The sequence below is a fragment of the Paenibacillus sp. IHBB 3054 genome, from assembly GCF_051594305.1.
GTDB lineage: Bacteria > Bacillota > Bacilli > Paenibacillales > Paenibacillaceae > Paenibacillus_AQ.
Map to the genome: position 1 here is coordinate 1 of NZ_JBOFBG010000016.1, position 17,891 is coordinate 17,891.

General features: G+C 50.2%; 19 protein-coding genes and 1 other annotated feature. All 19 genes read right to left on the reverse strand.

Annotated elements, in window-relative coordinates:
• Nucleotides 1–293: 293 nt before the first annotated feature.
• The gene (locus tag ACQ76X_RS17900; RefSeq protein WP_438495289.1) at nucleotides 294–1,835 is read right to left on the reverse strand and encodes a LysM peptidoglycan-binding domain-containing protein; all 1,542 of its coding nucleotides are present in this window, start codon (nucleotides 1,833–1,835) and stop codon (nucleotides 294–296) included.
• A 312-nt stretch (nucleotides 1,836–2,147) separates the two neighbouring features.
• On the reverse strand, nucleotides 2,148–3,029 hold the full coding sequence (gene ilvE, locus ACQ76X_RS17905; protein WP_038595656.1) for a branched-chain-amino-acid transaminase: 882 nt from the start codon (nucleotides 3,027–3,029) through the stop codon (nucleotides 2,148–2,150).
• Between the two features lie 4 nt (nucleotides 3,030–3,033).
• Nucleotides 3,034–3,921 carry a prephenate dehydratase gene (gene pheA, locus ACQ76X_RS17910; protein ID WP_438495290.1) on the reverse strand — a complete coding sequence of 296 codons (888 nt, stop codon included), beginning with the start codon at nucleotides 3,919–3,921 and terminating at the stop codon, nucleotides 3,034–3,036.
• Nucleotides 3,918–4,898, reverse strand: a complete 981-nt coding sequence (thrB, locus tag ACQ76X_RS17915) for a homoserine kinase (protein WP_438495291.1) — start codon at nucleotides 4,896–4,898, stop codon at nucleotides 3,918–3,920. The genes pheA and thrB overlap by 4 nt, the downstream gene beginning before the upstream one ends.
• Nucleotides 4,899–4,959: 61 nt before the next feature.
• Nucleotides 4,960–6,246, reverse strand: coding sequence for a homoserine dehydrogenase (locus tag ACQ76X_RS17920; protein ID WP_038595664.1), 1,287 nt, complete (start codon nucleotides 6,244–6,246; stop codon nucleotides 4,960–4,962).
• A gap of 75 nt (nucleotides 6,247–6,321) precedes the next feature.
• Nucleotides 6,322–6,759, reverse strand: coding sequence for an ACT domain-containing protein (locus tag ACQ76X_RS17925; protein ID WP_038595667.1), 438 nt, complete (start codon nucleotides 6,757–6,759; stop codon nucleotides 6,322–6,324).
• A gap of 330 nt (nucleotides 6,760–7,089) precedes the next feature.
• Complete coding sequence (obgE, locus tag ACQ76X_RS17930) at nucleotides 7,090–8,400, reverse strand: GTPase ObgE (RefSeq protein WP_076114055.1); 1,311 nt, start codon at nucleotides 8,398–8,400, stop codon at nucleotides 7,090–7,092.
• A 15-nt stretch (nucleotides 8,401–8,415) separates the two neighbouring features.
• Nucleotides 8,416–9,156, reverse strand: coding sequence for a Spo0B domain-containing protein (locus tag ACQ76X_RS17935; RefSeq protein ID WP_438495292.1), 741 nt, complete (start codon nucleotides 9,154–9,156; stop codon nucleotides 8,416–8,418).
• 210 nt (nucleotides 9,157–9,366) lie between these two features.
• Nucleotides 9,367–9,678: a 50S ribosomal protein L27 gene (rpmA, locus tag ACQ76X_RS17940; RefSeq protein WP_019908993.1), complete on the reverse strand. Its 312-nt coding sequence runs from the start codon at nucleotides 9,676–9,678 to the stop codon at nucleotides 9,367–9,369.
• Between the two features lie 18 nt (nucleotides 9,679–9,696).
• Nucleotides 9,697–10,032: a ribosomal-processing cysteine protease Prp gene (locus ACQ76X_RS17945; protein ID WP_038595672.1), complete on the reverse strand. Its 336-nt coding sequence runs from the start codon at nucleotides 10,030–10,032 to the stop codon at nucleotides 9,697–9,699.
• A 12-nt stretch (nucleotides 10,033–10,044) separates the two neighbouring features.
• Nucleotides 10,045–10,356, reverse strand: a complete 312-nt coding sequence (gene rplU, locus ACQ76X_RS17950) for a 50S ribosomal protein L21 (protein WP_036698983.1) — start codon at nucleotides 10,354–10,356, stop codon at nucleotides 10,045–10,047.
• A 14-nt stretch (nucleotides 10,357–10,370) separates the two neighbouring features.
• Nucleotides 10,371–10,457, reverse strand: a sequence feature (ribosomal protein L21 leader region).
• A 110-nt stretch (nucleotides 10,458–10,567) separates the two neighbouring features.
• Nucleotides 10,568–11,809: an Rne/Rng family ribonuclease gene (locus ACQ76X_RS17955; protein WP_438495293.1), complete on the reverse strand. Its 1,242-nt coding sequence runs from the start codon at nucleotides 11,807–11,809 to the stop codon at nucleotides 10,568–10,570.
• 58 nt (nucleotides 11,810–11,867) lie between these two features.
• Entirely contained in the window at nucleotides 11,868–12,710 is an 843-nt protein-coding gene (locus tag ACQ76X_RS17960) for a M50 family metallopeptidase (RefSeq protein WP_438495294.1), read from the reverse strand.
• Entirely contained in the window at nucleotides 12,703–13,560 is an 858-nt protein-coding gene (locus ACQ76X_RS17965) for a peptidoglycan DD-metalloendopeptidase family protein (protein ID WP_438495295.1), read from the reverse strand. Before ACQ76X_RS17965 ends, ACQ76X_RS17960 begins: the two co-directional genes overlap by 8 nt.
• A gap of 251 nt (nucleotides 13,561–13,811) precedes the next feature.
• Complete coding sequence (minD, locus tag ACQ76X_RS17970) at nucleotides 13,812–14,606, reverse strand: septum site-determining protein MinD (RefSeq protein WP_076114061.1); 795 nt, start codon at nucleotides 14,604–14,606, stop codon at nucleotides 13,812–13,814.
• A 5-nt stretch (nucleotides 14,607–14,611) separates the two neighbouring features.
• A complete protein-coding gene (gene minC, locus ACQ76X_RS17975; RefSeq protein ID WP_076114062.1) occupies nucleotides 14,612–15,271 on the reverse strand; it encodes a septum site-determining protein MinC in 660 nt (219 codons plus the stop codon).
• 79 nt (nucleotides 15,272–15,350) lie between these two features.
• On the reverse strand, nucleotides 15,351–15,881 hold the full coding sequence (gene mreD, locus ACQ76X_RS17980; protein WP_038595689.1) for a rod shape-determining protein MreD: 531 nt from the start codon (nucleotides 15,879–15,881) through the stop codon (nucleotides 15,351–15,353).
• Nucleotides 15,881–16,759: a rod shape-determining protein MreC gene (mreC, locus tag ACQ76X_RS17985; protein WP_438495296.1), complete on the reverse strand. Its 879-nt coding sequence runs from the start codon at nucleotides 16,757–16,759 to the stop codon at nucleotides 15,881–15,883. Before mreC ends, mreD begins: the two co-directional genes overlap by 1 nt.
• Before the next feature lie 60 nt (nucleotides 16,760–16,819).
• On the reverse strand, nucleotides 16,820–17,854 hold the full coding sequence (locus ACQ76X_RS17990; RefSeq protein WP_038595693.1) for a rod shape-determining protein: 1,035 nt from the start codon (nucleotides 17,852–17,854) through the stop codon (nucleotides 16,820–16,822).
• Between the last annotated feature and the right edge of the window lie 37 nt (nucleotides 17,855–17,891).

Here is a 17,891-nt window from a genome sequence, read left to right on the forward strand (position 1 = left end):
TGTTTTCCGATTCAATGCAACACTTATTTTTCATCATGTTAGCAATCTCAATCGTTCAACACGTTCCAATCATCCAAGCGTTCCTTCTGCTTGCGACTCGATTTATAATATAACATGTAACCTCTAACAAAAACAACCCACAGGATTTACCATTTTTATTTTAGTACTATTAGTATCGTTAGCTATACTATGCATGACACTCTTCCTAATGATGACTAAGCAAACACCAGAGGGCCTGCATCTGAAGATGCAGGCCCTCTGGTGCAATACGCAAATCTCAATTCAAGCCTATTTTAATTTGATATCCATGGATTTTTACTTTTCTTCGAAGTCCCCGTGCGGCCTGATTGCTTCGAACGTTGTTTAGGCGCAGTTTTATTTGATTTGTCAGCAGCTAGACCTGAGGTTTTAACTTTTGGTGTACCCGCTTTTCCCGAGCCGGCTTTGTTCTTAACTGCGGTTCCTTCACTGACGGCTTCTGCTGCTCGAGGAACATCCTGCGCAATAACCTCCGGCTCAAGAATTTCTGGCACACGGTTGTGATGAGCATAATTTTCCATCCCCGGATACATCGGATATCCAGGAATCCCATGTATTCCTAACGGTGCAACAGCGGCCTCATTCGGCATTGAGAAGGGTCCAGCTCCGTAAGGAGAAACCGCACCGGGCTGTGGCATATAGGGTGACATATTATTATATGCAGGCTGCTCATAAGTATAGGGCTGAATCGGCATTCCTCCACCACATCCGCAGGTAGGCCAAGGGAGGTTCATGGACTGACCGCCGTACTGCGGAACTGCGTACGCAGAATAATCAACAGGAGGATTATTCTCAGCCATAGCCGCATTTACATACTCGGGAGCTGCATTTGGATACCAAGCATTGGAATAGTCAGTTGCGGGATACATGTTACCCGGATAATCATACGGAGAAGCACAGTCCGGCATATACGCAGTCGGCTGGATAAAACCTGGGGCCGCATTCATACCCACCATTGGCATCGGCTGCTCATAATACGGATATGCCGGCGGGCAATCGAAATAATATGGATTTTCGTTTAATCCAGGATAACCTGCTGTTTTTTCGCATGGTCCGTCCTTATGGTCAGGCCAGGTTGCCGGCTGCACCTCAGATTTCTCCTTTTCTTTGGGCATCTCATAGGTTATGGCTTCCTGCTCAGGCACAGAAATTTGTACAAACAGACTTTGTGTTTCATGCACTACTTCCTGAATAGGAGCTACTTCAGGCGCTTTATTCGGAAGAGGTGCGGCAATCTGGACAGGAGCCGGTGCGGGATTCGGAGCCGGGGTTGAGACAGGGGAAATTGTCTGAACGGGCTCTTCCTTTGGTCCGGTATAGGTTTTTCCGCCAACCTTTGTTTTGTCTACCACCTCAGGCGATACAGCAAGCGGCTGAACCGGAGTAGCATTTGCATTGGCATTGGCATTAACATTGGATTGCATAGGTTGCATGGATTGAGCCTGGATTGGAGTCGGCTCATTCGCCTTTTTGGGAATATTGACAACTTCACCGGTCATGAGCGCATTAGGATTCTTGAGATGCGGATTGGCGTCAATGATCTCTTTCAAGGTAATTCCCCATGCTTTGGATAATTTCCACAACGTATCGCCTTGTTTAACGGTGTGCTTGTAGTAAAGCTCATTGTTTTCCGGAACAAGCATCGGAGCCGCAGGGATTTTAACTTTATCCCCAATAACAAGCACTTCAGGATTACTGATCTGCGGGTTAGCCTCAATAATCTTTTGGAGCGTTACTCCATACTTTTGTGATAATGCATACAGCGTATCGCCTTTTTTAACAATGTGTATTTTCACGCAGCATTTACCTCCTACAAATTTTGTGAGCCTATGCATCCAGATCAGCACGACACAGTCCTGACCTAGACGGCATATGCCAAAGTGTTGTGAAGCGATGCATTCTTTACAGCTATGCTGCAACCCCCGCTCTAGGCAATTCCGATTTCCCGGCTCTGCTCTCAAGCATCGTAAAATGCGGTACAGCCGCCTCCTTCGTTACTACATCTTATGCAGCCCATGGGCGATTGACATCATGTGAACAAAAAAAATCCTTTCATGACTGGCATGAAAGGATTTGCTTATGTTAAAACAATGAATTTAGTTGAATCACTATTCCCAGACTTTGTAGCCGTCTTTATCCACCGCATTACGGAATTCTTCAAGTAATTGCAGTGTAATCGGTCCGGCATGCCCTGCTCCAATAATCCGTCCATCGATTTCACGGGCCGCAATAACCTCGGCTGCCGTTCCGGTGAAAAAGACTTCGTCGGCAATATAGACATCATGCATGGTGAACGGCTCTTCCTTCAGCGGAAGTCCCAGTTTCTCACAGAGTTCGATAATGGCCAGACGAGTAATTCCTTCGAGTGCGCCAAGGTAGCAAGGCGGCGTGTACACCACACCTCTTTTGACGATGAAGATATTATCCCCCGAACCTTCCGTTACGTACCCTTGAGCGTTCATCATAATCGCTTCGTCAGCCTCAGCGAGATTGGACTGAATCTTGACGAGGATGTTATTGAGGTAGTTGAGTGATTTGATCTTCGGATTCAGTGCATCCGGGATATTGCGCCGCTGTGATACGGAAACTGCCCGCAAACCGTTAAGGTAAGCCTGCTCCGGATAAATAGCCAGCTGCTCCACAATGATAATCACGCTCGCCTTAGGGCAACGCCGTGGATCCAGCCCCAGATTTCCGGGACCCCGCGAAACGATCAGACGGATATAGCCGTTACGCATATCGTTCAAGCGAATCGTCTCAGCCATAGCCTCCAGCATTTCATCGTAAGTCAGCGGAATGTCCAGCATAATTGACTTGGCCGAATCATACAGCCTGTCCAGATGCTCTTTGCATTTGAAAATGTTGCCGTTATAAATGCGAATACCTTCGAAAATGCCGTCTCCATATAAGAATCCATGATCAAAAACGGATACCTTTGCATTTTCCTTTGTTACGTGTTGTCCATCCAGATAGATCCATTGCTCAGCCATGAACTTACTGCACCTCCGCTTTCTCTTCCTCATAGGTGTATGTGGGATAGGAGCCCAGAATCCGCACCTGACAGCCCAATGCTTTGATCTCCTCAATCGCCGCCGGGAGCAGGACCGATTCTATCGGTTCCAGCACATCAATGTAAAAATAATAAGTACCCAGTTTCTTCTTTGTAGGCCGTGATTCAATACGCGATAAATTCAGACGCCGCCATGCAAATGCAGACAGCACCTGATGCAAGGCTCCCGGAAAATCCTCCGGCAGGGTTACAAGAATACTTGTCTTGTCTCCAACACTCTTGCGGGGAAGCTTCAGCTTGTGCGGGCCTACAAGGACAAACCTTGTGTAATTATTATGGTGGTCTGTGATTTTCCGGTCAAGGATCTCCAGGCCATGCGTTGCGGCACCGAGTGCCGTGCCGATTGCTGCCCAACCTTTGCCCGGATTGTTCTTTACAATTTCCACTGCTTCGGAAGTGCTTCCGACCGACTCCAGCTCAGCCCAAGGGGCATGCTCGCGGATAAACTGCAGGCATTGCGCCATGGCGACAGAATGGGAAAGGATCTTTACGATCTTAGTATAATCCTTATTTCCACTGTCATCCTTGAACTCCTGCGGGTTGCTGATGAGATTCTGTATCGACGGAAAGATCCACTCCGCCTGCATCGGAAGATTCACTTCATTAATGAGCCAATCGATATGCAGACTGACCGAACCTTCAATCGTGTTCTCAATGGGAATGACGCTGTAATCAGTGGCACCGCCTGCCGTAGAGAGAAAAACGTCGGAAATCAGCTTATGATGTTCAAGCTTTACAGGCTCAGCACCAAACAAGTGCAGCAGCGCTTCGTGGGAGACGGTGCCCTGCGGCAATACCGCTATTGACTTCATGACTGTATTTCTCCTTTTATCATATCCAAAAATGATTGCTTTTGCATCCCGTTTCTTTCAAGCAGCTCAGTGGTAACCCCGGAAGTACATGGAGGCAGCCAGCGAGTGCGGGCCGGGATACCGTGCTGCTGCATCGTTTCTTTTAAAAATTGCTCAAGCTCCTGCTTCCTGCCCTCGCGCCGGTCGACCAGACAAAGAAGTGTAGGGCCCGCGCCACTAAGAGCAATCCCGAGCGCCCCATGTTGCGGGGCTTCGGCGAGCAGCTTCTCCATCCCCGGCACCAGCGGCGCACGGTATGGCTGATGCAGCCGGTCCTGCATGGCCCGGCTGATGAGATCAAGCCTGCCAGAGGCCAGTGCCGCCGTCAGCAGCGAAGTGCGGCTGATGTTAAAGACCGCATCGCCCACCGTGATTTCGGAGGGAATGACCCCACGCGCTTTGACCGTGGCTAGCTCAAATTCGGGGATCACAACAAGCACTTCCAGATCCTGCGGCGGCTCCAGACGGATATAGTCGGCATGCTCGCCATCCCAGACAGCCGTAATGATTCCCCCAAACAGGGACGCTCCAACATTGTCGGGATGCTTCTCCAGTGCAGTGGCCATATCAAACAGTCTGGCATTGTCCAGCGGTGAACCAATCATAGCATTAGCTGCTGCCATTCCGCCAATAATGGCTGAAGCGCTGCTGCCAAGCCCCCGTGTCAGCGGAATCTCGGAATACATGGAAATCGACAACTCAGGGATGGTAACCCCAGCTTCCGCAAAAACCATTTGGGCTACCTGGTAAAGCAAGTTATTCTTGTCCTGGGGCACACCCTTCATCTCATCACCATGTAGGTGAAACACGGTTTCCGCAGCTTCCTCCATCTCAATCCAGGCATACAGCGACAAGGCCATACCAAGTGTATCAAAACCCGGTCCAAGATTGGCGGTACTGGCAGGGACTTTAACTCTAGACCTTCCGTAAATACTCATGGCTGATGAAATCTCCTTCGTTATTTTTACGCGGTTTCTGATATCTGGAACTACTCCGTTGTCAGCCTTCCACACGATAGTGGCTCTTGATCCGGTGGATGACGGCAAGCTGCTCCAAATGCCGCATTACCTTATTCATACTCGCCTTGCTTGCATTGTGCGTCACAATTATGATCTCCGCATCAGGATTATTTGGGTTTGCTTGCTGCACAACGGAATCGAGGCTGACATCGTATTCGGCAAACACCTGGGTGATCTTCGCCAGCACACCCGCTTTATCATCTACATGCAGCAGCAGAAAGTTCTTGAAAAAGATGTCCTCGTCGCTCTTCAGCTTCTTTTGCTTATACGGGACAATCTGCTTGAGACCGTTAACGCCCAGTTTCAGGTTCTTGATAACCGCCACCAGATCGGCAACGATAGAGGTTGCTGTAGGCATCGCACCTGCTCCCGCACCATAAAACATAGTCTCTCCTACCGCTTGCCCGAATACATACACCGCATTATAGACACCATTGACGGAAGCGATCGGATGACTGGCCCGGATCATGGTCGGCTGAACACTAATGCTGAACGCCTCGTCTTCACATTCCGCGATTCCTAGCAGCTTCATTTCATAACCAAGACGTTTGGCAAACGCGATATCCTCTTTGCTCACTCCCGAGATGCCGCTCACACTGACATCGCTGAGTTCAACATTTGTACGGAAGCCAAGCGTACCGAGAATCGCCATCTTGCGTGCAGCATCGAGACCTTCAACGTCGGAGGTGGGGTCAGACTCAGCATATCCCAGTCCTTGCGCTTCCTTAAGAACATCATTGTAGGACGCGCCTTCCTGGCTCATTTTGCTCAGTATGTAATTGGTTGTTCCATTCACTATCCCCATAATCTTAATAATCTTATCTGATGAAAAGCCTTCGATCAGCGTGCGGATAATCGGAATCCCTCCGGCAACGCTTGCCTCATAAAACACATCGCACTGTTTCTCCTGCGCTTTGGCCAGAATTTCCGAGCCGTGCAGCGCCATCAAATCTTTATTGGCGGTTACAATATGTTTGCCGCGTTCCAGCGCTTCAAGGATATATTCCTTCGTTCCGGCAATGCCGCCCATCACTTCGACGATGACATCAATTTCAGGATCACGGATAACCTCCCATGGATCTGAAGTCACTTTTGAGGCATCCACTTCGATTTCACGGGGTTTATCCGTATTCTTCACAGCAATGCGCTCAATGAGAATCGGGGAGCCCACTTGACTGCTCAGATCCTCCTGATTTCCTTCTACGATACGGACCACGCCCGTACCTACTGTTCCCAGCCCCAATAAACCAACTTTAACCGGCTTCATTTGAATCCTCCTAAAAGTTATATGAAGCTATACTTCACAGAATAATGATCGCAATAAAACTGCTTCGTAAACATCTTAACCCTGGCCGATAATAAAAGCGCGCTTCACTCCAGCAATTTCCTTCAGGCCATCAAGCATGTCGCCCATTTCTTCATTCAAATGCGAGATCTCCACGGAGATCACAACATTGGCCCGCCCTTGGAGCGGAATACTCTGGTGGATCGTCAGCACGTTGGCTCCGTGAACCGCTACACAGCCGAGTACCTTGGACAGCATACCGGACTCATGTTCCAGATCAATGGAGATCGTGACAATGCGTTCGCGCTCCAGTTGATGAATCAGATGTATGCCGTCCTTATATTTATAAAAAGCGCTGCGGCTAAGTCCAACCCTCTCTACACCCTCGTGCACCGTCTTGGCATCTCCCGCCTCAAGCAGCTGTTTGACCTGCATCGTCTTCAGCACAGCATCAGGCAATATGTCCTCGCGGACCAAATAATAGCGTTCTTTCACGAACGTCCTCACCCCAAAGACTTTTGTGTTTTCTTAGTGGACATTATATAGGATTCAGCCCGAATAACGCAACATATTTTCACACGGGGGCCATGAATACAATGCAAGAATGAAGCTACCCACATCCTCTAAGCAGCAAACGGACAGATCATTTCTGTTCAAAGATTGCAGCCATACACCGTCTCTCACCACTTTAATGTATGCCAATTAACCTAATCCAAACAGAATATTACATAAAAAAACGCCGCCTCCGTCCTCCTTGTCAGGAAAAACGTAGTCGGCGTTTCTTCTATCTGCTTTGTAGCGTGCAGGCTGCAGCCTGCACCACTATTAATAGTAGCTGCTGTTCTCTACAAACTCGAATTCGAAATCGGCAATGCGGACAATCGTGCCTTCTACAGCCCCACGCTTACGCAGTTCCGCATCTACACCCATGTGGCGCAGGGTACGGGCCAGCTTCAGGATCGCATCATGCGTACTCAACTGCATACGCTTGATCATCCGCTCAATGCGCGGACTGCTGACAACAAACGCATCGTTGTCGCGGGTGATGGTGAAGGAGTTATCCTCTTCCGCCTCCAGCTTATATACCTTGCGTTCAGAGGTTTCTGCCACCTCTTCAACCACCGGAGCAACCGGAATACTGTCAAGGATATCCGTAGCGCGGTAGAGCAGCTCCTGCACCCCTTGGCGGGTAAGTGAGGAGATCGGCATAATCTCCAGATCCGGACGCAGCTCTGCAACCCGTTCACGGAAAGAACTGAGGTTCTCCTCCGATTCAGGCATATCCATTTTGTTCGCCGCGACAATCTGCGGACGGTCAATTAGACTTGCATTGTACTGCTTCAGCTCATCATTAATCATGACCCAATCCTCGAAGGGATCTCGCCCCTCGGAACCGGACATATCCACGACGTGGATAATAATGCGCGTGCGCTCGACATGGCGCAGGAATTCGTGACCCAGGCCGATGCCTTCGCTGGCCCCTTCAATCAGTCCCGGCAAATCCGCCATGACAAAGCTCCGGCCGTCGCCGACATCCACCACACCCAGGTTCGGAGTAATCGTCGTGAAGTGGTAGGCTCCGATCTTCGGTTGAGCTGCGGAGACTACCGACAGCAGCGTCGATTTCCCGACACTTGGGAATCCTACCAAGCCTACATCAGCCATTACCTTCAGTTCCATCACTACATAACGTTCCTGGCCTTCTTCCCCATTCTCAGCCAGTTCAGGCGCTGTATTGGCCGCAGTGGCAAACCGGGTATTCCCCCGTCCGCCGCGTCCGCCGCGCGCTACAACAACCTGCTGTCCGTGACGGGTCATATCGGCGATCACTTCCTGGGTGTCGTCGTCGATCAATACAGTTCCCGGAGGAATCCGTACGATCATATGCTCGGCATTGGCTCCGTGCTGACTCTTGTTGCGACCTTTTACACCACGTTCTGCTTTAAAATGGCGCTGATAACGAAAATCCATCAGCGTACGCAAACCTTCATCCACCCGGAAAATAACGTCGCCGCCGCGGCCGCCGTCACCGCCGGCAGGCCCGCCTTCCGGCACATACTTTTCACGCCGGAACGCTACCAGTCCATCGCCTCCGTCGCCGCCTTTAACATAAATCTTAGCCTTATCTACGAACATTCATGTTCACCTTCCTTACATCTCCAGCGGTAAACGCAGTTTCACATGAGCTCTGTCCTGCTCCAACTGCTCCGCCTTCATAATTTTTCCTTGGACTATATTATAAATTTGCCCCTGCAGCAGCTCGGGATTGCTATGCTCACCCTCGCCTTCGAAAGAGATCAGAATGTCTCCTCCATCCTGTATAAAGCTTAGGCGGAGTCTTTGGGTATCGCCCTGCGGAACAAGCCCGCTGTATTTGTATGCCCTTACTGTCTGCATAATCACCGAAGTAAGCTCGTCGCCTTTCTCCTGACTTAGCTTGTCCTCCAGCTGCAAGCCTTCCTCCACCTGCACTTCCAGCTCCAGATTGCTGCGGAATGTGCGGAAAGACTGCAAATAAAACACCAGCGAAGGGATTCCCAATTTGGCGATACGGCTATCAAGCGCTATACGTTCCTTTATTCTTTCCACACATTGCACGGATTTATCAGGCTTGCCCAGCTGGATATATCCGTAAAGCACCTGCAGATCATTCATCCAATCATGACGATGATGATTCAGTGTCCGGTTCGCCGCCTGCTGCAGAGTCTTCTCCTGTATGCGCAGTTCCTCTTCAAAATGACGCCGGTTGTAAATAAAGCTGAAAGCAAGCACCCCAGCTACCCATATTCCAAGCAGCAGGCATGTGAAAAGGGAGGTACGCCAATACACGAGACCTAAAGGAAGCACTACGGATAACATGACTGCCCAGATGAAACTTTTCCAGGATTTCATTCTTTCTCCCCGTCCCTCAGTTCGCAAAATTCATGTCTAATTCAATAATTCACATTGATGAAGCATATGCCATTTTCCAGTATAACACAGGCTTTCACGGCAATCATTAGCATTCAGAGAGCAAGTGAACTATATATCGCCTTTTTTCCTGCAAAAAAGCCCCCGGCACTCATGCCGGAGGCTTCTACATGTAAATAATGTTCGGAAAGCTTACGCTTCCAGTGCCGCTGCTACCGGAGCGACATCAACCGGGTACACGCTCACTTTTTTGCGATCGCGGCCCCAACGTTCGAACTTCACTACGCCATCCACCAATGCGAAGAGCGTATCATCTTTACCGATGCCTACGTTAGTGCCTGGGTGAATTTTAGTTCCGCGTTGACGAACCAGGATGTTGCCGCCGGTTACTGCTTGACCGTCAGCACGTTTCACGCCAAGACGTTTCGAGTGGGAATCACGTCCGTTTTTTGTGGAACCTACACCTTTTTTCGATGCGAAAAACTGAAGATCCAATTTCAACATGTTGGTCAACCTCCTTCTTTAAATAATAACTTGCTGTATCTTAATATACTTCCCGTATGATTCTGCGATATCACTGAGCATGACAACCATGGATTCCAGCAAAAGCTGGATCTTGGCAGAGTCTTCAGGATCACTCACCGGAACCAGGGTTCCGCTTAAAAATCCGTCATCCATTGAAGTATCCAGAACAACACCAGTCAGCTTCTCAATCGAATTCACCGTTCCAAATGTAACTGTGGAAACACCGGCGCAGACGATATCCCAGCCTTTCCTCGCGTATTCCGCATGCCCTTTAACGGCAAAACCGACAATCGTACCTTGAGCTGAAGCCCGTGTAATCCGCACGTTAATCATTAACGCACCTTCTTACGCTTGAATCTTCTCGATAGTTACTTTAGTGTACGGTTGACGATGGCCTTGTTTCTTGTGGTAGTTCTTCTTAGGTTTGTATTTGTAAACTACAACCTTATGACCCTTACCATGTTTCTCGACTTTAGCTGTTACAGACGCGCCGCTTACTAGCGGAGTTCCTGCAGTCAGACCACCTTCGTTAGAAACAGCCAATACACGGTCAAACGTTACGCTTGCGCCGTCTTCAGCTTCCAGCTTCTCAATGAACAATACATCGCCCTCTTGGACTTTGTACTGCTTACCGCCAGTTTCGATAATTGCATACATTGTACTTGCACCTCCTCATGTCTCAGACTCGCCTAGTCTAGGTGGCAAATCCCCGTAGAAATCTGCGCTTATGTACCCGATCGGAGCGGTTACAGCATGTGCAGGATTAGAACAATCAAACACATACTTGAAGATATTATCATACTTAATCCAGATAGTCAATGGTATAGAGAAGCGGATTAATGAAGCTGTTTGGATTTGCTGATTATTCTTATTCCAGCCAGGCTCCAACTTTTCCCGTCCCGCCACAGCATTGGCAGATCACAGGGGCAAAGCTAGCCGAATCATGCCGTGCCTTCTTACGGGTCATTTCCAACAGACCAAGATGTGTCCAGCCCAGAATATGCGTCTTGGTGCGGTCCCGGCTCGTCACACTCTCCAGCCGTTCCGTTACTAGCCTGCGGTGCTCCTCGCGCTCCATATCAATAAAATCAACAATGATGATGCCTCCGGTATCGCGTAGACGGATAAGCCTGCCAATTTCCTCTGCGGCCAGCAGATTTGTTCGCGTTACGGTCTCCTCAAGCGTGGTACTCCCGGTGTATTGAGCCGTATTGACATCAATGACGGTCAGCGCTTCTGTCTCGTCCCAAATCAGCGTTGCCCCGCCCTCCAGAATAATCTTCCGGTTGAAGCTTTTATGCAGCTGCTCCTGCACACCATATGCCGTAAAGATGGACTCTTGTCCACGGTACAATCCAACAGGCTTGTACCCTTCGGGAGCCATATCATCCAGGAATGCCTCCGCTTCCCTCACCGCATGAGCCGAATCAATCATCAGCTCATCAAGCTGCGGATTGAAGGCATCCCTGATAAATCGCTGAACGATGCTCAGATCGCAGTGCAGCAGGGCCGGAGCTACGGCCCCCTCGGCGCGGCGGACAATCATCTCCCACTGCGCACGCAGAAAGGACAGGTCGCCTTCGACGGCATCCGCCGGCTCATCCTCGGAGACTGTCCGCATGATCAGCCCCTCTTCACTGCGCCGCAGCCGCTCACCGATCGCTTTAAGCCGGCTCCGTTCGGATTCCCGGCTGATTTTTTTGGAAACTCCTACGTATTCTGCAAAAGGCATGTATACCATCCAGCGTCCCGGCAGTGTATAGTGGGTGGTCACACGTGCTCCTTTGCCGCCCCGCGGCTCTTTGCGGACCTGAACGACAAGCTCCTGGCCGGGCTGCAGCAATGTCTCAATGGAGGGCTTCACCGCCGGTTGCTTATCCAAATGGGGATGCAGCACATCGTCTACATATAAAAAAGCATTCTTCTTCTGTCCAATATCGACAAAAGCAGCCTGCATGCCTGGCAAAACATTCATAACCCGGCCCTTGTAATAACTGCCGACCAGACCTTGCTGCTGGTCGCGTTCGGCCGCGTATTCCACCAGCCTCCCGTTCTCCAGAAGAGCCATCCGGGTAACATGCTGTGTGCAGTGAACGATCATTTGTTTCATGGCTTCACCTCTGGGTTTCAATCAATCATTTATCGCCACCGGCCGCACGGAAGCTGTTCTACTTTCCAAAATAAGTAGAGATCAGGCGCTGCTCCGGTACAACCGCTACTATATTTCTATCATCCTTCATCACATAAATAAAATGATATTGATTACGTTTAAATAGACGCAATATATCATCTAAAGGTTTCGCGGAATCCGCAACAATCGGACGAGCTTCACTATTGGAACGCAAATGGCGCGCATACATTGCCTCTCTATTCATCAGAAATGCCATGAAGCGGTAGGGCAAATTCCGATGATCCGTCCTATTGGAATAGAGCAGAAATGCCCCGATCATCAGCAGATTCAGGCGGAGGCCGCCGCCTGTCCCAAGCGGCAGCAGCGCGTAGCCAATGACAAGCACACTTGCTCCGATGCTTATTCTGCCGCCCCACAGCAAAGTATAATAATACGGCAGAAACATACTTAGCGCAGCTTGAAGAACCTTGCCCCCGTCCAGGGGAAGAACCGGCAGGAGATTGAAGAGCGCGATAATCGCATTCGCCTGAATAAAATAAGCAAGAAAAGCCGTACTGCCGGCACCTGCCTGCTGGAGCATAACAGCCAGCAGGATCATGATTCCGTTCTGCAGCGGTCCAGCCAGCGCGATACCAATCTCCCGGCTCGCCGTAAGGCGCCCGTGATCCTCAATCACGGCCACTCCGCCGAAGGGGAGCAACTGAACGGATCTGACCGTAACCCCGGCCAGCAAAGCTGCGCAGACATGTCCCAATTCGTGGATAAGCACTATGGTAAAGAGCGTAAGCAGCTCCAGAAACTGTCCAGTTAACACGGAAAAGAGCAGAATCAGCACAAAGAGCGGATGCAGCGACAGTTCAATGCCAAATATCCTAATCAAACGATACCACTTCGGCAGGATCAATATAAGTCTTGTCTTTCATAATTGCAAAAAAAAGCAGCCCTGTTTCAGCGTCCTTCGTCTCCTGCATCCAGCCAACGGTGTCACCGCTCTGTATCCAGTCATCCACCGCAAGCTTTGTTCCGCTCAAATGACCGTATTCCGCCGTTACGCTGCCCGTATGGCGTACGGTAACCCGAATGCCGCCCTGTGCCTCATTGTTCACGGATAACACCCGTCCCGTGTCTACACTTTTCACCGTGATACTGCCCTTTGAATCCTCCGCAGGCATAATTTCCACACCTTTCAGCGTAGCCGCAAATGGACGGACAATACTGCCCTCGAGTGGAGCACTCAAGGCGTGGGCAGCCGTAACTTTTTGAGCCGGCTGTTCCTCGTCCCCGAAGATCGGGATGAACGAAGGCGCACCTTCAAAGTGCTCCTCATACCATACCTGGGCCGCAGCGAAGTCCATATCCTTGCTGAGGGCATCCGAAACAAAATCCTGCGCCTTCAGCGCCCAGGGCTGGTGCAGAAAAAATATGCCCCATACCGCTCCGAATACAAGGAGGCTTGCGACAGTCCGCCGGATAAATCCGGCAGAAAAATGTGATCTACCGCCGCCTCCCTGGTCCTCCCAGCCCCCGCGGCGTTCCTTCCACATGGCCTCGGGATCCGGCTCCGCTGACGGAGCCAGATCATTTTTAAGATCTGCTCCCCATTCCTTAAAGCTTGCTGTCTTCTCCGGCAAAGCAAAAAGCGGCGGCACTGCCACGGTATCCTGGTTATCCTCCAGCAGGTTGCGGATACGTTCTTTGCGGCGGCCTTTAACGCCTGATTTCTGTTCCATCTCGATCCCTCCGGGGGCTTGTTTTATATCCATTTTATGAAGTATGGAAGGTGCTTTAGAACAAGCCTTAACCAAGCGGAACATGGAATAATGCGATGAGCTTTCTTTTGGCGTCAAAACTTATTGGTATCTGCGGCTATAGCCCATAACCCTCTGGCAACCTATTTATCACAAAAAATCCCGCCGCAGATTTCTCTGCCGGCGGGATTTTTTATCTAAGGGATAACTTTATAGGATTGCTTGCAGCAGGTTCAAGCCATGCCGAAAAATTTCTTTAATTTCTTGAAAGCCCCCGGCTTGCGGTCCAGCTGCATCAGAGGCACTGCGTCCCCCAGAATCCGCCGGGCAATATTACGGTAGGCTATCGCTGCAGAAGAGTCGGGATTCATCACCGTTGGCTCCCCGCTGTTCGCCGCTTTAATGACCAGCTCATCATCCGGAACAATTCCGATCAGATCGATGTTCAGTACCTGAAGAATATCCTCAATGTCCAGCATGTCCCCCGACTTCACCAAGCCAGGCCGAATACGGTTAACGACCAGCTTTGGCGACTCCACATGAGACTGCTCCAGAAGACCGATAATCCGGTCTGCATCCCGCACTGCCGCATGCTCTGGCGTAGTGACTACAATCGCCTTGTCAGCACCCGCGATGGCGTTGCGGAAACCATGCTCGATCCCGGCAGGACAATCAATCAGAATATATTCATATTCCTTCTTGAGTTCAAGAATAATATCCTTCACCTGCTCCGGGGTCACGGAGGTCTTGTCTTTGGTCTGAGCCGCAGGCAGCATGTACAGCTCATCAAAACGCTTGTCCTTGACCAGTGCCTGATTCAACCGGCAGCGCCCTTCTGCCACATCCACCAGATCATAAACGATCCGGTTCTCCAGCCCCATGACTACATCCAAATTGCGCAGCCCAATATCGGTATCAACCAGACATACTTTTTTGCCCTGCAATGCAAGTGCGGTTCCAATATTGGCTGTTGTGGTCGTTTTGCCAACTCCGCCTTTGCCCGAGGTTACGACAATCGCTTCTCCCATGGAGGCTACACCCCTTTAAACACATTTAAACCCTGACGTAATCTGACTATATTATGAATTTTGTCGATCTGCATCGCTCCGCTTGATAAATAAGCAAATTCCATGGTGCTCTCCCGGGTCCCCCATTCATCCGGAGGCCGGCTGATAACGTCGGCGATCCTCAGCTGTGTCGGAGACAGCAGAGAAGCAGCAATAATCGCTTCCTGATTGCCGTCTACTCCAGCATGAGCCATACCTCTGAGCGCACCGAGGATATAAATATCACCCGAGCATGTAATTATTCCTCCCGGGTTCACATCGCCCAACAACAGCAAATTACCTTGATGATGCAACACCTGGCCGGAACGAACCATGCCGCTCATCAGAAACAATGCGTCGGTATCCTCAATGCCCGGCACTTCGAACGCTTCAATGGAACGAATCAGCAAATTGCCCTGACTTTTGAGAATCTCCAGCACAGCTGCCTTGTCATCCTCCGTCACAATTCGGCTGCCCAGCTTAATATCTACATGCACAATCGGTCCAGTCAGAATATTTTGATGGCTGTGCTCCAGCTTATAGCGAAGCTCGCTTAAGAGATCTTCAAAGGGACACTTGTCGTCTAGCAGGAATACCAGGCCGTCCTTGATGCCCTTAATCCTCACATGCTTGGATTTTACTGTCATATGCCTGTCCCCCTATCCTGAATCATTCGTGCCGGGCCGGGCAAATTCCTTCTTTCAGCCGAAAGAAATGCAGGCCGCTTCACGCCGTTTCCTCCTTACGGGTCTCCTTCTTCAACAGCTCGAGTTGACGCCGCAGTGGAATGTAGAGGAGCAGGGCCATAGCAAAATGAAACAGCATGGTAGGCAGCATATGATGCAGAAGCGCCCAATTATAAGGCTCCTGGTTCAAATTAAACACGCTGTAAATAGCAAACAGCACGCTGTCCTGAAGCAGACTGCCAAGCAGGACAACAGTCATCATCATCGGCAGCGGTGCGCGCGGAATCTGAAAAATGAGACCAATTAAATAGGCGGACAGCCCCATGGCAAAGGAATGAGCACCGAGAATTCTGCCGTAATAAATGACATCATGCAGCATGCCAAAAGACAATCCTAGTATAAGTGCAGTATGACGGTGATGGTATACCGTGACGAACAGAATCACGATAAATACAAGATTCGGAATAATCCGCATCTGCCAGGCGTCCGGAAGCAGCCAGGGCAGAATGGCGCCTTCCAAGATAAACAGGAGAAACAATAACAGAATAAGAACCGACCTGCGCATCTTCACTATTCGGCACGCTCCTCCTGAGATACAACAATCAGCTGTTTCCAGTCCTGAAATTCGGCACTGGGCTTGATGATTGCAGTCGAAGTTAATCCGAATTGTCCTTCCTCAACACTCATTACGGTTCCTATTGTCAACCCTTGTGGATATAATCTCCCGATGCCGGAGGTAACGATGGTATCCTTCACAGCAATAGGGTCGCCCTGCGGAATCTTGTTCATCTTGAGCATTCCGGTTTCCTGATCATAGCTTTCAATCATGCCGAAGGTCTTACCCTCTTTACCGATGGCTGTGGCCGCTATAGGCGGCTGGGAATTGGGATCATTCACATCCATCATAGTCATCAGCTTCACGGTAGAAGTGAAATTGCTCACCTTACTGATAACACCTACGAGCCCATCTACGGAAATCACAGACATATTCGGCTTCATGCCATCACTGGAGCCAAGGTCGATCACAAGCGTGCTGTTGCTGGGTTCCGTGGTCAGGCTGAGAACCTGGGCAGTAGTATAGTTATATTTATATAATTCCTTCTGCGCTTTAGTGAAATTAAGGTCCTTCTGCAGTTGCTCATTACGCGCCTTAACAAAATTGTAATTCGCTTTATCTATCGTATATTGGGCAGCTAGAATCTTCAGTCGTTTATTTTCCTCGGCCAGATCACGCAGATCCCCGATATCTTGGAACAAGCCCGCTACATATCCAGCGGGCTTGTAGAACAGATTCTGCACGAAACCGGTCGTATCACGGAGAAAATTCTCAGGCCAGGACAAGGATTTTCTTGTCCCCAGGCTGAACCCCATCACCACGATAAACATGACTAGTGTAATCAGCAGTATGAATAGACGTTTATTGTTAAACAGCTTAAACATTTTCAACACCCTCTAACAACCGTATTTCTCCCACAACAGGGGTTGACATGCAACAAACCAAGGCAAATTCTAACGCTTGGAGCGCAGGCTCGAACCGCTGCGGCTCTTGAAGAGATGGATATTCTCAAGCGCTTTGCCTGTTCCGATAGCTACACAGTCCAGCGGGTTATCAGCGACAATCACCGGCATTCCGGTCTCACGTGCCAGCAGCTTGTCTAAATTGCGCAGCAGCGCGCCTCCGCCTGTAAGGACAATACCGCGATCCATAATATCAGCAGCAAGCTCTGGCGGACATTTCTCCAGGGTCACTTTAACAGCTTCGACAATGGCATTGACCGTATCCGACAAAGCTTCGCAAATTTCATCGGAAGTAATCGTCAGTGTCTTCGGCAGTCCGGTCACCAGGTCGCGGCCACGGATTTCCATCGTTTCGGCTTTCTCCAGCGGCAGGGCAGAACCCACGTCCATCTTGAGCTGCTCCGAGGTGCGCTCACCGATCATCAGGTTGTACTGGCGCTTGATGTACTGGATGATCGACTCATCTGCCTCATCACCGGCTACACGAACTGAACGGCTGGTCACGATACCGCCAAGAGAGATGACAGCCACTTCGGTAGTACCGCCGCCGATATCAACGACCATACTGCCTGTCGGCTCCCATACCGGAAGATCCGCACCAATGGCAGCGGCAAACGGCTCTTCGATAATATAAGCCTCGCGGGCTCCCGCCTGCTTGGTAGCATCCTCAACGGCACGCTGCTCAACCGCAGTGATGCCGGACGGAACGCAGACCATTACATTCGGGTGGCGCTGGAACATCGAACGCTGCTTCTGGGCCTGACGGATAAAATATTTGATCATGGTTGCCGTCGTTTCGAAATCGGCAATAACTCCGTCCTTCATCGGACGAATGGCACGAATATTGCCCGGTGTACGACCGATCATTTTTTTGGCGGATTCGCCTACAGCTTCAATTGTCTTGGTATCGGTATTAATGGCCACCACGGAAGGTTCTCTTACAACAATCCCCTTGCCGCGTACGTAGACGAGCGTATTTGCTGTCCCCAGGTCAATCCCTAAATCTTTCGTAAAACCACCTAACATGCTTGTATTCTCCTTTTCCCAGTGAATCTGGACAATT